This is a genomic window from Bartonella sp. AC130YNZD (genome assembly GCF_042196865.1).
GTDB lineage: Bacteria > Pseudomonadota > Alphaproteobacteria > Rhizobiales > Rhizobiaceae > Bartonella.
In genome coordinates, this window is sequence record NZ_JBHIQZ010000012.1 from 39,046 (window position 1) to 54,209 (window position 15,164).

Annotated in this window: 10 protein-coding genes, 1 tRNA gene and 1 pseudogene; 8 read left to right on the forward strand and 4 right to left on the reverse strand. The window is 34.6% G+C overall.

Translation table 11 applies throughout. The features are described 5' to 3' along the window. Positions 1-45: 45 nt before the first annotated feature. Entirely contained in the window at positions 46-1,104 is a 1,059-nt protein-coding gene (gene mutY, locus ACFINU_RS06145) for an A/G-specific adenine glycosylase (protein ID WP_375618397.1), read from the reverse strand. A 203-nt stretch (positions 1,105-1,307) separates the two neighbouring features. Between mutY and ACFINU_RS06150 the strand changes: the two genes are divergently transcribed. The 4 genes from ACFINU_RS06150 (at position 1,308) to ACFINU_RS06165 (ending at position 6,301) form a co-directional block, all read left to right on the forward strand. After that, positions 1,308-1,808 carry a DUF721 domain-containing protein gene (locus ACFINU_RS06150; RefSeq protein WP_375618396.1) on the forward strand — a complete coding sequence of 167 codons (501 nt, stop codon included), beginning with the start codon at positions 1,308-1,310 and terminating at the stop codon, positions 1,806-1,808. Positions 1,809-1,890: 82 nt separating this feature from the next. Further along, complete coding sequence (locus ACFINU_RS06155) at positions 1,891-2,547, forward strand: DsbA family protein (protein ID WP_375618395.1); 657 nt, start codon at positions 1,891-1,893, stop codon at positions 2,545-2,547. Between the two features lie 174 nt (positions 2,548-2,721). Beyond that, a complete protein-coding gene (gene ppdK, locus ACFINU_RS06160; protein WP_375618394.1) occupies positions 2,722-5,388 on the forward strand; it encodes a pyruvate, phosphate dikinase in 2,667 nt (888 codons plus the stop codon). Positions 5,389-6,103: 715 nt separating this feature from the next. After that, positions 6,104-6,301, forward strand: a complete 198-nt coding sequence (locus ACFINU_RS06165) for a hypothetical protein (protein ID WP_375618393.1) — start codon at positions 6,104-6,106, stop codon at positions 6,299-6,301. 847 nt (positions 6,302-7,148) lie between these two features. Here the strand turns inward: ACFINU_RS06165 and ACFINU_RS06170 are convergent. Then, complete coding sequence (locus tag ACFINU_RS06170; RefSeq protein WP_375618392.1) at positions 7,149-7,970, reverse strand: peptidoglycan-binding domain-containing protein; 822 nt, start codon at positions 7,968-7,970, stop codon at positions 7,149-7,151. A 1,052-nt stretch (positions 7,971-9,022) separates the two neighbouring features. On the opposite strand from ACFINU_RS06170, the pseudogene ACFINU_RS06175 reads away from it, so the two are divergent. Together ACFINU_RS06175 and ACFINU_RS06180 are read left to right on the forward strand one after the other, a co-directional pair. After that, positions 9,023-9,398 (forward strand): annotated as a pseudogene (locus ACFINU_RS06175) (DUF5330 domain-containing protein). 108 nt (positions 9,399-9,506) lie between these two features. Further along, entirely contained in the window at positions 9,507-9,917 is a 411-nt protein-coding gene (locus ACFINU_RS06180; protein ID WP_375611146.1) for a SufE family protein, read from the forward strand. Positions 9,918-10,015: 98 nt separating this feature from the next. Here ACFINU_RS06180 and ACFINU_RS06185 read toward each other — a convergent pair whose 3' ends face one another. Beyond that, entirely contained in the window at positions 10,016-10,453 is a 438-nt protein-coding gene (locus ACFINU_RS06185; RefSeq protein WP_375618391.1) for a MucR family transcriptional regulator, read from the reverse strand. 854 nt (positions 10,454-11,307) lie between these two features. Between ACFINU_RS06185 and ACFINU_RS06190 the strand changes: the two genes are divergently transcribed. Further along, positions 11,308-13,401 (forward strand): S9 family peptidase, encoded by a 2,094-nt coding sequence (locus tag ACFINU_RS06190; RefSeq protein WP_375618390.1) that lies wholly within the window; start codon positions 11,308-11,310, stop codon positions 13,399-13,401. Positions 13,402-13,483: 82 nt separating this feature from the next. On the opposite strand, the gene ACFINU_RS06195 is transcribed toward ACFINU_RS06190, so the two are convergent. Then, positions 13,484-14,086, reverse strand: coding sequence for a superoxide dismutase (locus tag ACFINU_RS06195; protein ID WP_375618389.1), 603 nt, complete (start codon positions 14,084-14,086; stop codon positions 13,484-13,486). Between the two features lie 875 nt (positions 14,087-14,961). On the opposite strand from ACFINU_RS06195, the gene ACFINU_RS06200 reads away from it, so the two are divergent. After that, positions 14,962-15,036 (forward strand) — tRNA-Gln (locus tag ACFINU_RS06200). Positions 15,037-15,164 lie beyond the last annotated feature (128 nt).

Consider the following 15,164-nt stretch of genomic DNA (forward strand, 5'->3'; position numbering starts at 1 on the left):
GATACAAAAGTCTCCATTAGAAAACATTTTTATGAATAGGGAAGGTTATTTAAATCTGAAAGAATTGGGAAGTGCTACGGAAATTGCTTTTTTCATAACAGTAGGTAATGCTTCTTCGGCAAGATGTTGAATGTTACACCACCAACCATTTTTACAATTCATTTCATGAACATCTTCGGTATAGTAAACATCGAGTTTTAGAGAAAAGTGAGTAAAAACATGCGTAATTTGTCCTTTGAATTGCCAATTGGCAGTAAAGGGTGCGTTTTGGAGCCCATTTTCGTTGTTTATGCCAATATTGTTAGGAATTTGGGTCATTCCACCAAGGAGCTTTTGCGTCTGTCGTTTTTCCAAATAAATTTGTTTCTTTTTATTAAGGACCACAAAAGCAATACCTGTTTTTGAAGGGCGTTCTTTTTTAGGGGCTTTAACTGGAAAAGACTCCGGTTGTTGCATCTTTTCTGCTTTGCATAAACATTGAAGAGGGCAGGTATAACAAGATGGTTTGCGTGGAGTACAAATTGTTGCTCCCAAATCCATCATTGCTTGAGCAAAGTCACCAGGACGATTTAAAGCAGTAATTTTTTGTGTTTTTTCTTTAATTTCAACTTTTGCTTTTTGCAATATTGAAGTGATAGTAAAAAGTCGCGCTACCACACGTTCGACATTACCATCAACCACTGCTACAGGGTGGTTAAAAGCAATCGCAGCAATGGCTGCGGCAGTATAATCTCCAATACCGGCTAGAGTTCGCAATTCTTTTACAGATTGTGGAAATTGTCCCGCGTAGTTTTCAACAAGCTGTCGCGCACATTTTTTAAGATTACGTGCGCGTGAATAATAACCAAGTCCAGCCCATGCTTTCATGATATCATCTTGTGAGGCTTTTGCTAAAGAGGAAAGATTAGGCCATAGTTTTAGAAACTTTTTAAAATAAGGCTTAACTGTTTCAACGGTTGTTTGTTGAAGCATGATTTCAGAAAGCCAAACTTGATAAGGATCAGGACGGATACCTTGTTTTTGCTTTTCGGGGGTAATCCGCCATGGAAGATGTCTGTGATTTTGATCGTACCAAGCAAGGAGGTGCGAAGAAATTTCATACATGATTGCTTTCAAGCATAGGGAGATATAAAATGCAAAAGAAAAAATTATTTATTTTGTAATTCATGTTTTTTGCTCTTTTATTGTCAAGGCTCTGGTGAGAAAAGGCTTTTTATTTTGTTGATATTTCATAAATTGAGGAGGCAACAATTTTTAGATGAAACAAATGATTTTAATTTAGTAAGCGGTTGAACAATGATCTAAAAATGAGAAAACAACTTAAAAAACGTATCTTTTATTCTCTTTCTGAGACGGTATACAAAATACTTGATCCAGTTTTACGCAAACGGACAGGGCTTAATGTAGCGCTTATAGAACATTGGCCACAAATTGCGGGCTATGATATCAGCGAACATACAATGCCGCTTAAAATTATTTGGAAACGTCGTGCAGATCAAGATGAAGTTTTTCAGCCAGCAACACTTGTTGTCGCATGTGAAGGATTTGCTGCGTTAAAATTGATGCATGAAACAGAGGAATTACTTCATAAAATTAACGGATTTTTTGGCTATATTGCTATTGATCGCATCAAGATTGAGCAAAGGAGTATGTCGGTTTTTATGAATCACTTGCCTCTAAAACCGACTTTGAGTGAACAAGACAAAAAATGCCTGGAAAAAATGCTTGAAGGAATTGAGGATAAAAGTTTGCACCAAACACTTTATCAACTTGGCTGTTGCATTTTTTTGGAAAAAAATAATAAATAGAAAGATATTTTATATATTTTTCTTTAATATATGAGAAAGCATTGGATTCCTATTCGTTAATAACAACAGAAAAGTATTATTTATGGTAAAATATCGTTCTTTTTTATCTTTCGGGATAATTTTTCTCTTCATAACGATTGTACAAAGCAGTGTAACAGTTGCTTTAGCGCGTGATCCCAAATCAGTGGCAACTGTTGATATGGCAGAGCTTCTCCAATCGGGTAAAGTAAAGGATCGCTTTGAGGGTGAGGCGGATGCACCAGTCGTCATTGTTGAGTATGCTTCGTTGACATGTACCCATTGTGCGCATTTTTATAATGATATACTTCCCCAAATTCGTAAAAAATATATCAAAACAGGAAAAGTAAAACTTATTTTCCGAGAATATGCTTTTGATCCTCGGGCAACAGCAGGTTTTATGTTGGCACGGTGTGCACCGGAAGATCGCTATTTTCCTTTGATAGAAGTTTTATTTCAAAAACAAAATGAATGGGCTTTCGGAAAAAATGCTCTAACACCATTGAAGAAAATTGGCTTAATGGCTGGTTTTACAGATGAAAGTTTTACTGCGTGTTTGAAAAATCAGTCCATTTTAGATGAAGTAAATGCATCTTTTGAACGCGGTAAAGAGCTTGGTGTCACAGCAACACCTACTTTCTTTATTAATGGTAGTAAATATGAAGGTGCCATGAAAGTAGAAGAGTTTTTTTCGGTGATTGATAGTTTTCTAAAAAACTGAATCTTAATCTTCCAGAAGATGGATAGTGATACTTTTGGTCATTATCTCTTTTGGAAGGATTAATATTATGCATTTATGAAGCGATATCGTTGAGCCAATTTTGAATCAAATCATTGCTTTTAAGTGAGCCTGGGTTGAATGATGTTTTGAAGCTGATATGGGAGGATTTGTACAGTGAAAAAATGGGTTTATAGTTTTGGAGATGGAAAGGCAGAAGGAAGTGCAAGTGAGCGTAACCTTCTCGGAGGTAAAGGGGCTAATTTGGCAGAAATGAGTAATCTTGGTTTGCCCGTACCACCCGGATTTACGCTGACAACAGAAGTTTGTAATTTTTATTATGCCCATGACAAATCATATCCAGAAGAGCTACAGGAATCTGTTAAGCAAGCACTAAGATACGTTGCTGAACAAACAGGACGTGAATTTGGGAATGAACAAAGACCACTTTTGCTGTCTGTTCGTTCAGGGGCTAGGGCTTCTATGCCAGGGATGATGGATACAGTGCTGAACCTTGGCATGAATGATAAAACTGTAAAAGCAATTGCTTTACAAGCCAATAATGAACGTTTTGCTTATGATAGTTATCGACGTTTTATCCAAATGTATTCTAACGTTGTTTTGGGGCTAGACCATTCGTATTTTGAAGAGATTCTTGATGAAGTAAAAGCATGCAATGGTTACACTATTGATACAGAAATGACAGCAGATGATTGGAAGAATGTTATTATTTCTTATAAAGCCTATGTTGAAGAAAAATTAGGAGCCCCTTTTCCACAAGATCCTGAACAACAGTTATGGGGGGCGATTGGAGCCGTTTTTTCAAGTTGGATGACAGCACGTGCTGTTACTTATCGCCGTTTACATAGTATTCCTGAAAGTTGGGGAACGGCAGTTAATGTGCAAGCTATGGTTTTTGGCAACATGGGTGAAGATTCGGCAACAGGTGTTGCTTTTACACGCAATCCATCGACAGGGAAAAAAGAACTTTATGGTGAATTTTTAGTTAATGCGCAAGGGGAAGATGTTGTGGCGGGCATTCGAACGCCTCAAAATATTACAGAAAATGCGCGTATTGTTGCTGGTTCAAATAGACCGTCGTTAGAAAAAATTATGCCTGAGGCTTTTTTGAAATTATGTCAGATTGCGCAGAATCTTGAGCAGCATTATCGGGATATGCAAGATCTCGAATTTACCATTGAAAAAGGTAAATTATGGATGCTTCAGACTCGTTCAGGAAAACGCACGGCTCGTGCGGCTCTCAAGATGGCAATTGAAATGGTTGAGGAGGGGTTAATAAACCGTGAAGAGGCTGTGATGCGTATTGATGCAAAGTCGCTTGACCAACTTTTGCATCCAACACTTGATCCCAAAGCAGAACGTTTTGTTATAGGACGTGGTTTACCTGCTTCTCCTGGAGCCGCAACTGGTGAAATTGTTTTTACTTCAGAAGAGGCAGAAACTGTGTCGGCGGAAGGTCGCAAAGTTATTTTGGTCCGTGTAGAAACAAGCCCAGAAGATATTCATGGTATGCATGCTGCAGAAGGAATTTTAACAACGCGTGGCGGTATGACAAGTCACGCTGCTGTTGTTGCGCGGGGGATGGGAAAACCATGTATTTCTGGTGCTGGCAGTGTGCGGATTGATTATAACACAAATACGTTGTTTGCATCAGGAGAAAGCCTAAAAAAAGGTGATGTTATCACAATTGATGGTGGAAGTGGAGAAATTTTCAAAGGGAAAGTTGCAATGTTGCAGCCTCAGCTTTGCGGAGACTTTGCAAAATTAATGGAATGGGCTGATGGGATGCGACGTATAAGAGTTCGCGCTAATGCTGATACACCATCTGATGCCCGTATGGGGCGATCTTTTGGGGCTGAAGGTATAGGTCTTTGCCGTACGGAGCATATGTTTTTTTCTGATGAACGTATCGTTGCCATGCGTGAAATGATTTTAAGTCATGATGAAAGTGGTCGTCGTAAAGCACTAGATAAGCTTTTGCCAATGCAGCGTTCAGATTTTAGTGAATTATTTGAAATTATGTGTGGTTTACCTGTTACTATCCGCTTGCTAGATCCACCATTACATGAATTTTTGCCTAAAACGAAAGCAGAAATTCTTGATGTTGCAACAGCTATGGGTGTTTCTGCTGAAGTGCTTGCTGAACGCGCTCAGCAGTTGCACGAATTTAATCCTATGCTTGGATTACGAGGATGCCGTTTAGCTATTACTTATCCTGAAATTGCAGAAATGCAAGCGCGCGCGATTTTTGAAGCAGCAGCAGAAGCTGCCCAAAAATCTGGATCTCCTGTTATGCTTGAAATTATGGTGCCACTGGTTGCACTTAAATCTGAACTCGATTTTGTAAAAGCGCGTATTGATCAGGTTGCTGAGGAAGTGATGAAAGAAAAGGGAAGCACTATTCAATATATGGTTGGGACGATGATTGAACTTCCAAGAGCGGCGCTTAGAGCAGATGAAATTGCTGAAACTGCTGAATTTTTTTCATTTGGAACAAACGATTTGACACAAACTACTTTTGGGATTTCCCGTGATGATGCAGCTCCTTTTTTGGCAACCTATTTTCAAAAAGGTCTTTTAGAGCAAGATCCTTTTGTGTCTATTGACCGTGATGGAGTAGGGGAACTTATTACCATTGCTGCACAGCGTGGACGCTCAAAGCGTGCAAAAATAAAATTGGGAATTTGCGGTGAACATGGAGGCGATCCTGCCTCTATTGCTTTATGCGAAGAAAATAACCTAGATTATGTTTCGTGTTCTCCTTTTCGAGTGCCAATTGCTCGTTTAGCAGCAGCTCAGGCCGCAATAGCAAAAAGGATGTAATGGGTTAATATTTTTTGTTGTATCGTTATTACTGAAATAAATTTTTATATATTCTTTTATTTTCTTTAATAAAGGGAATAAAAATGCTTCTAAAATGCACGATAAGTTGTGTTACGCGATAAAGTGTTTTTTTTAGAGGTTTATGAGAGAAAATATAAAGCAGGATAGACAAAGATGTATTATTAATACGCTTTCTATTGGCGAACCTCTTGATAGAGAGAAACGTGTTATTATGCAGTCAATTTATGCGTTTGCTTTTTATAGGGGAATGAGCTCCTCACGCAAAATAGAATGCTCCAAACAAATGCATTTTTTTTGCACATCATGCTGTTTGAGATAGACATTTCTCAGTGGATGCCCCATTTCACATTGATATTCGTGGAATGGGGATTATGTAAAAATCCCCGTAAGTTTATAAAAATCTTCCCAAAATTTATAAACTCCATTATGCACTCCCATCTTTACATTTATAAAGGAATATCAAAGTTAACAATCTATTGATTTATAAAGATAATTTTTTATTTCTCATATTGAATGAAAGCTGTAAATATCATAAGATCTTCTTATTTCGACTTCTTTTATAATGAATCAATCAAAACCATGTTTTTTGTATGTTACAGGCGGGATGAGCGTCTGTGGATAAAAAAATAAAGCAAGGATATGCCTCTTATGAATCATCTCAAGTGAGAGCTATCACAAATTGAAGGTAGGTACAGTGTGTAATGGTGCCGGCTTGCTTCTTCACAAGCGTAAAGATGATGTGCGCTGTCGCGCAGTTGTTGTGGGGGGCCCTGCTATTATTATTCACGGGCGTTGTTGCGAAGTGGTTTTGGGTGTTTTAGAGATGTTTTTTAAGAAAGCCCGTGAATGGCAATCCAAGTATATTACGTTTGGGACATTTTGTTTTAGGTGAGGGGGAGTGAGACCAAAAAGACATGCGATAAATAAGAGCATGAGGCAATAGGTAATCTCCGTTATTTTAAAGATATTGCTTTAGATGTCTTTGAAAGGCGTAAAGCTGAATTAAAAGGAAATGGCAAAGATGAAAACTGGTTTTTACCTTAAATTTTCATATTCTTCCCAAATTAGGCTGTTTTCCTGTTTTAAGAGATTATACAAACAGAGATGCGCAATATTCTTGCCTCCATTTGGCATACAAAAGCTATAACAGCTGAGAGAAGTACTAAACTGTCTTAACATTTGTTTCAAATATACTGCTGCGTTAGGTTTGGATGTTTATTTATAGGCAATACTAAACGCACACGCTCTCTTAAGAAGACAATGTCATAAAACACATAACTTTCCAGCAATAGATTGGAGAGAAGTGCCGGTTTTTTATCAGACACTTTGCAAAACAACAACCATAACACAACTAGCTTTATGTCTACTTATCCTTACAGGTGTTTGCACAAATTCTTTGCATCATATTTATAAAGATCAAATTGACGATAATATATGGACAATTCGTGGTTCGATAATATGAAAGGTTTACGTGATACTACAAAAATTTCGTGTCCTTTTATCATCAGAGGCAATAAAAATGCTAGAACAAGCGCGTTTGCTATTTTGCAATATTCTTTTTTCTGCAATCGGTTGTGGTTTTTTTGAAGCAAATTATACGGCTCAATATGTAATGTGTAAGAAAACCATTCTGATTGATTGAATATAAGAGGGCTTGAGATGAAGGAATGTTTGAGGGAAGCATTAAACAAACGAAAGATGAATTATCATTATAAATTAAGAGATTATTATGATTAGTTTCAATTTAATAAACCAATTTCACGCATTTTCATTAAAATTGTGTGATTAATTTTACCTGTTACAGGAAGATCAAATATTTTTTGAAACTGTTTTAAGGCTTCTATCGTCTTTTGATCTTCTATTCCTGTGACAATAACCTCTTCATTCCCAAAAATATGTAAAGCTTTTTGCACTTGTATAATATCTTCAACAGAAGGCTCTAAAATAGCTTCTTTTAAGTGTGTCATATTTTTTGTATTATTTGTTTCTATTTCGCTTTGCTTAATTAATATCGCGATTTCATCTGCTGCGGGATTAGATAGAACATTCTTTTGCATTCTCTGAGCAGTTTGCTGTTTCCATAAAGTGATGGCTCGGCGTGTTTTAGGTCCTTCCAGCCCATCTAATGGACCATCATAAAGTCCTAATTTTGCTAGTTCTTTTTGCTTTTCTAGCATGCTTGGTGATTGAGAGGTTGTGTGGTTATGACTTTGAGAATGTACAGAAGCTACACAGGAGAGTTCTTGAGATTTTTCTTCTTTTTCCGATAAAGTAGAGCTCTTACCTATACTTTGAACAGAGGAAAATTTCATTTGAGTTAAAATATTTTGATGCGTTGTCATTTGCGAAAATAAAGCATTAAATGAAATAAATAAAAAACTAATGCTAAAAAGAAGAGATCCAACAAAAAATAAAGTATTTTTTCGTGTATAGAAATAAAGAGTTTTTGCAATCCAAAAAATAAAATGAAAAGTTATAAGAATAAGTGTTATAACAATACTACTGTAGTATTTACGGTGTTTTACAGTTTTTTTTCGGTATGTCTTTCGTTTTGTTGCCATTACTTTTATTTTCTAGTTGCGTTTATTTTTTACAAAGAAACAAATATAAATTAGGAAACGAATATGAATCAGTTCTTACTTCCAGCCAGAGAGAAGTGCATTGACATTATTGATTTTTCATTTCAAACTCCTAGAATGGGCAGCTTCATTATATCAATTTATAAGTTGATAAATCAACAAGAGTTCTTACCAACTTTTATTCATTTCATTTTTTTACAAATCTTTAATGTGTATAAAGAGAGCACCAAATGATTAGCATTCAAGATCATTTTGGTGTTTGCAAACTGCATTATCACATATAATTATTTAAACAATAATGCCACGTTATTCTTCATTTTGGGGCATATGTTTGTCTATTATTTAAAATAAAATTGAAAATATTTGCCTATAACGCTAAAAAGATGACAATCATTATCTATTCTTTATAATTTACATATAGATGGTTACTTATCCATAAACGGTTTGGTAATAATAATTATCTCTTAATATTATTATATTTTGGTATAAATTCCTTCTATTAAATAATTTCCATAAGTATTAATTAAATTGATGTTTACAATGTTATAGAAAAAACTGGCTTGAGATGTAATCATAAGAGATGCAATTGTTTTTTGATGTTTTTATCGACAGGTTGACCATTTTCATAACATTTCAGTAAAAATTTTATAGATAATATAAATATTTTATCGACACTAGAGTCAGAATAACAGAGTTTACTCTTTTTAGCCTTTTCAACTAAGCTAAGATGGTGGACTATTATTTAAAATAATTATGTACACAACATGATTATCTCTCTCATTTTTTATCATAGTATGTTCATTAACATGACCAGCTTGTAAGTGTATAATTTTGATGTTAATTTTTTACTGAATAAACAATGTATCCCATTTTATACAGCGGAATTGTGCCATATTTATAAAAAAGCCAATGATATAGATCCAATACATGAATACTCAATTTTATAAAAAACACATTTTATAAATTGTTTATAAAGCAACAGTGTATAAAATGCTCCTTTTATTGTATTTACCACTGCGGTACATTGATTGTCCATGATACGTTTTTTAATCAAATTATCATTTTTTTTATTTTTTATTTTTGTCATTATTTCATTTTTTGTAGCAGATCCAAGCAGTAACCATTCTTCTAGCCCCCAAAATAATGAGACAACAACGAGCGATGTGATTATTGCTTTTAAAGAAGCCTTAAATGACTTAGGCGCATTTTGTGACCGTAATATAAAAACCTGCAAAGTAGGAAAATCCTTTTTAAGTTCACTTGGCGAGCGCGCATATTACGGTGCAAGAGCTGCTTATGAATATTTAGGGAACATATTAGGAAACAAAAATGATATCAGAGACTTCCCCTAATGTTTCTTACAAAATCGAAATACAAGAGTTCTTACAAAACCATGCAATGTTATCTTGAAATAAGGATTTTTAACGTTCTTCGTGTTATTTATGTTAGGAAGAATAAATATTTATTTTTTATAAGTGTATTCAAGAATGATTATTCAAACGAAACAGGACTAAAATAATGGCGGAAACAATCGGTAATATTATAGAGAACTTTTCGCTTTTGGATAATTGGGAAGATCGTTATCGTTATGTCATCGAGCTTGGCTATGAATTGCCACCTTTTCCAGAAAGCGCTCGAAATGATGCTCACAAAGTTCCTGGTTGTGTTAGCCAAGTGTGGCTTTTATCTTCACGTAATAACTCAAAAGATCCAATATTGACGTTTCAAGGTGATTCCGATGCTCATATTGTGCGTGGACTCATTTACATACTTCTTGCTTTTTATTCAGGCAAAAAAGCTTCTGAAATTCGCAATTCTGATGCTCAAGAGCTCTTTGAAAAACTTGGTTTAAATGAAAATCTTACACCACAACGATCAAATGGTTTGAAATCAATGATTAAACGGATTCGTAACGAAAGCTATATGTAATCCCCTTGGTAGAAATTGCTATATATACAAAAGCTTCACACAAAACATGTATACTAAAATCAACTTTATACACGAAACCATTTTTTCGCAAAATAAGATTATTTAGTTTTTTTCCGTTTGCTTTTGCGTCCAAGCCCCATTTCTTTGGCCAAAGCCGATCGTGTTTTTGCATAATTAGGCGCCACCATAGGATAAGAACTATCTAACTGCCATTTTTCACGATACTCTTCTGGCAACATTCCATAATGTGTCATGAGATGACGCTTTAGAGATTTAAACTTCTTTCCATCTTCAAGGCAAATGAGATAATCAGGAAATACTGAACGCTTCGGATTAACGGCAGGCCTTTGTTTTTCAACTTCGACTTCTGTTAAGTCTAGATTCCCTGCTTTACGAAAAGCAGCATGGACATCAGCAATTAAACTTGGCACTTCAGTCGGTCGAATAGAATTATTACTCACGTAGGCAGCAACAATATCAGCAACCAATGTAATAACTAAATTGCTTTCAGTCTCTAAGACTGCACGATGTTCCATTCTTGTTTCCTTTAATTTAAAATTGAGTAATTCAAAATCGAGATATAGTGCATATACTCATGATATAAAGATCTCATGCACATGAGTTTCATATTGTACAAAAATCTTTTTTGTCAATTCAATTATTCTATAAAATTGCCAAAACACAAAAAAATCAAATAAATACCCATTTTTTGTCATAATATACAATAAGAAAAACGAAATTATTACATGCTAAAATATATTTTTATCCTATAACATATCATACATAATATATAATACATCACAAATATAAAAAAATATATGATAAAATTTATTTATTTTTTTTGAGAACGTAAAAATAAAATTACTAATTATAAAAATATAATATATAAATTATTATATTTTATTTTGAATACTTATATTTTAGTAAGTTTATGTTTAATAAGTTTTAAATTTGTTTTTATTGTTTATATTTATAAAATTTAATAATAAAAAACATGCTATATTATAAAAATGACATAATAGTATTATTTTTAATATAAAACTATTCATTAAAAGGAGATAGGATATTTTTATTTTTTATACAGTAATAATAATATTTTAGATATATTTATTCATCTCTGTAAAATTATGCTATTATACTGTTTCAAAAAAAATCAATTCTTTTTCTAATAGTTTAATTGTTTTACCAGTCACTTTCATTATAAAAGTGGTGTTATATCCCTAGAAAACAATAGCTGTGATATGTAATGAACAGAAAGGTATTAGTTTAAAAATTATCATGGTGCTATTTTTGCAAGTGAATAGAACTTATAGATTTTTACACTTGCATCAATCATTGTGATTCTAACATATAAACGAAGCTATTAACATATTTTAATATAGGATTGTGTATGACTCGCACTTTTGCAATTCCTCCCAAAGCATCTAGAATCACTCATAAGGAAATATATCATGGTATTTTTCGTGATGATCCCTATCATTGGCTACGTGCGTCTAACTGGCAAGATGTTTTTAAAGATCCTAACTGTCTTGATCCCAATATTCGACATTATCTTGAAAAAGAAAATGCTTATCAATCAGCTCAAATGGCTGATACAAAACCATTACGAGATTTGCTTTTTACCGAAATGAAAAACAGGATCCAAGAGAATGATAGTTCTGTTCCTATAAAACATGGTCCTTTTGCTTACGGATTCTCTTATGTTACCGGAGGCCAACAACCACATTATTTTCGGACACCAAGGAATGGCGGAGAAAAAAACGAGTACCTTAATGGTGATGTCTTGGCAGAAGGCAAAGAATATTTCAAATTTGGTTCAGTTCAAGAATCTCCTGACCATACACATGTGGTATGGACCTATGATGACAAAGGATCAGAATTCTATACAGCTAAAATTCGTAATTTTGAGACATTGTCTGACTGTATGGACACAATTACTGATACATCTGGTCAAATTGTATGGGATGCTAGATCTGAAGGTTTTTTCTATACTAAGATGGATAAAAACCACCGACCTTCAGAGCTCTATTATCACCAATTAAACACAGATCAATCACAAGATAAGCTTATTTTTCGTGAAGACAATCCAGTTTTTTTCTTAGATGTAAGTGGTTCTAAGCTTAATGATGTTATTTATATTAATATTCATGATCATGAAACATCCGAGATCTGGTTAATTCCTGCTGAGGCGCCTTTTACTGTTCCCCAATGTGTACGGAAACGACAAAAAGGTATTGAATATTCACTTACAGAGGGTGGTGATGTCTTTTATATTCTGACCAATTTAGATAATGCAAAAGATTTCAAAATTATGGTAGCGCCATATACATCTCCACAATCAGAAAATTGGTCTGAGTTTGTCCCACATCAGCTTGGGTGCCTAATATTATCCCATGATGCTTATCAAGATTTTCTTGTCTGGATCGAACGTTTTGAGGGGCTTCCACGTATAAAAGTGATGGAACGTACCACTAAACAAGTGAATTCCATTGCTTTTACTGAAGAGGCTTATTCTTTAAGTTTGCAAGGAGTTACAGAATATAACAGTCCAACTATTCGTTTTTCCTATTCATCTATGACAACACCTGATCAAGTGTTTGATTATGAGATGAAAAGTTGTAAACGAATGTTTTTAAAAACGCAAATAATTCCCTCTGGGCATAATAAAGATGCATATGTAACACGACGGATTACAGCAATAGCAGACGATGGTGAGAAGATTCCTATTTCACTTTTTTACCACAAAAACACTCTCCTTGATGGTGGTGCGCCTTGTCTGCTTTACGGTTATGGTGCTTATGGGATCTCTATTCCTGCCAGTTTCAATAGTAATGTACTTTCTCTAGTAAACAGAGGTTTTATTTACGCGATTGCTCATATTCGCGGAGGAAAAGAAAAGGGAGTAGAGTGGTATGAGAAAGGAAAGCATCTCTTTAAGCACAATACATTTACAGATTTTATTGCTTGTGGGCGTTACCTTGTAAACAATAAATTCACTTCTCACGACCGGCTGATTGCTCATGGTGGTTCAGCAGGGGGAATGTTGATGGGAGCCATTGCCAATATAGCTCCCCAGGATTTTGCTGGGATCGTAGCGAATGTGCCTTTTGTTGATGTCTTAGCGACAATGTTAGATGCTTCATTGCCACTCACACCTCCAGAATGGGCCGAATGGGGGAATCCTCTTGAATCAGAAGAAGATTATAAGCTTATTGCTTCCTATTCCCCTTACGATAATGTCAAAGCTCAAAACTATCCCCCTATACTTGTGATGGCAGGATTAACAGATCCTCGTGTAACTTACTGGGAGCCTGCAAAATGGGTGGCAAAATTACGAGACCTAAAAACAGACGATAATGCAGTTTTATTACGTATTAATATGGATTCAGGGCACGCTGGTGCAGCTGGACGTTTTTCAAAGCTAGAAGAAGTTGCCTATATCTATACATATATTCTAAAGATAGCAGGAAAAGACTTTTGCTAATCCATAATACTTCTGTATGAAAGTCTCCGATAATTTATTGGATTATAGAGACTTTCATATACTAAAAAATTATCTAGATAGTTTAAAATTTACATTCTTCATAAAGTTCCAAAACATAGTCCCAATTAATTAAATGGTCTACAAAGGATTCGAGGTACTTCGGTCGAGCATTGCGATAATCAATGTAATAGGAATGTTCCCACACATCGACACCCAAAATAGGGCGAGCATTGTGCACTAAGGGATTTTCACCATTAGGCGTTTTCATAATTTCAAGCTTGCCATCTTTAACAGCAACCCACGTCCATCCAGAACCAAATTGGGCACTAGCAGCAGCAATAAAATCAGCGCGGAATTTGTCGTAACCACCTAGATCAGCGTCAATAGCTTTTGCTAACTTTTCAGGAAGTTTTTGGCCACCACCATTTTTTTTCATCCAAAGCCAAAAGTGGTTATGATTGTAATACTGCGCTGCATTATTAAACAAACCAATATTTTTTCCAAAACTTTTTTTAACAATATCTTCAAGGCTTTCATTTTCTAAGCCTAACTCTTTCACAAAATTATTGGTGTTGGTAAGATAAGCGAGGTGATGCTTATCATGATGATATTCAAGCGTTTCGCGTGACATATAAGGCGAAAGGGCATCGTAATCATAAGGCAACGGGGGCAATTCAAAAGCCATTTAAAAATCTCCTCGATTCTAATTGTTAAGCTTATTTCATAAGCCTAATTTGCCATTTACCGCATTTAAAAGCAAATGTTGAATACCTAGTTTGTATGAAATAGTTTTAATGTTTCTCTTTTTGTAAAAGAAGCTTTTAGGAAATGTATATTCATCAATCAAAAAGGATATTGGTCTACATAAAGATTGCTTCTGAAGATTTTTTTACATCTATGAGTGGGTAATAAATATCATTATCTTTTGAATAAAAAGTAAATGGAAATAGCTATTATTCCTTGTTTTTGTATCTCTATTTTTTCAAATACCATATAAAATGTTTTTAATTTTTGCAAAACTCCTCCAGTTTATTGGTGTATCATAATGTTTTCAACAGAATATTAAGTGTTATTTTTGAGGAAATATTTTTCAATGTGCTTGATTTTATTTTATGGTGCTACCCATGAATAATATAATGTAAAAATTAGTGGACATTACCATCTTTATGCTTAATGCAAGAGCACAGCAGCACTATCATACACTTACCGATTGCCAATGTGGTGACAGCTTTTTCTTAAATTGAGCAAGATGGAATTTTAATATATCAAGAAAAGTAAATCATATACAAATTTATTAGATACATGAGTAAACTGCAAGATTTTCATTTTCTGTTCCTAGAAAATCAATACAAAGAGCAAAATAATTGATGGATAAATGGTTTCTTCTTATGTTAAAATCACAACTGTATATCAGTTTCTGCTACGAATTTGTATCGATGGCAATGCCATACAAAACTCAGAAATTTTATGATAAAAAAGTAAAGTCTTTGATTTTCAGATATTGCGTCCAATCACAGGAATCGCTATAAGGTGCAAGAGTCGCTATAAAGCGTGTTTTTTTGGGGTATAGCCAAGCGGTAAGGCACCGGTTTTTGGTACCGGCATTCCCTGGTTCGAATCCAGGTACCCCAGCCAATTTTAGTGAAATTAGTTAATCAAAGTTCAGATTGAGAGTGGATCAATCCCCTGTTGCTATTCATAGCAAGTTTTGTAAGCTGAAAAATACCCATTTGTAGCGGGTTAGCTCTAAATATGGTAAGGTT

Excerpts from the sequence above, each read along its gene's own strand:
- mutY (WP_375618397.1), bottom strand. The coding sequence starts at position 1,104 with ATGTATGAAATTTCTTCGCACCTCCTTGCTTGGTACGATCAAAATCAC.
- ACFINU_RS06150 (WP_375618396.1), top strand. The coding sequence starts at position 1,308 with ATGAGAAAACAACTTAAAAAACGTATCTTTTATTCTCTTTCTGAGACG.
- ACFINU_RS06155 (WP_375618395.1), top strand. The coding sequence starts at position 1,891 with ATGGTAAAATATCGTTCTTTTTTATCTTTCGGGATAATTTTTCTCTTC.
- ACFINU_RS06170 (WP_375618392.1), bottom strand. The coding sequence starts at position 7,970 with ATGGCAACAAAACGAAAGACATACCGAAAAAAAACTGTAAAACACCGT.
- ACFINU_RS06180 (WP_375611146.1), top strand. The coding sequence starts at position 9,507 with ATGGCGGAAACAATCGGTAATATTATAGAGAACTTTTCGCTTTTGGAT.
- ACFINU_RS06185 (WP_375618391.1), bottom strand. The coding sequence starts at position 10,453 with ATGGAACATCGTGCAGTCTTAGAGACTGAAAGCAATTTAGTTATTACA.
- ACFINU_RS06190 (WP_375618390.1), top strand. The coding sequence starts at position 11,308 with ATGACTCGCACTTTTGCAATTCCTCCCAAAGCATCTAGAATCACTCAT.
- ACFINU_RS06195 (WP_375618389.1), bottom strand. The coding sequence starts at position 14,086 with ATGGCTTTTGAATTGCCCCCGTTGCCTTATGATTACGATGCCCTTTCG.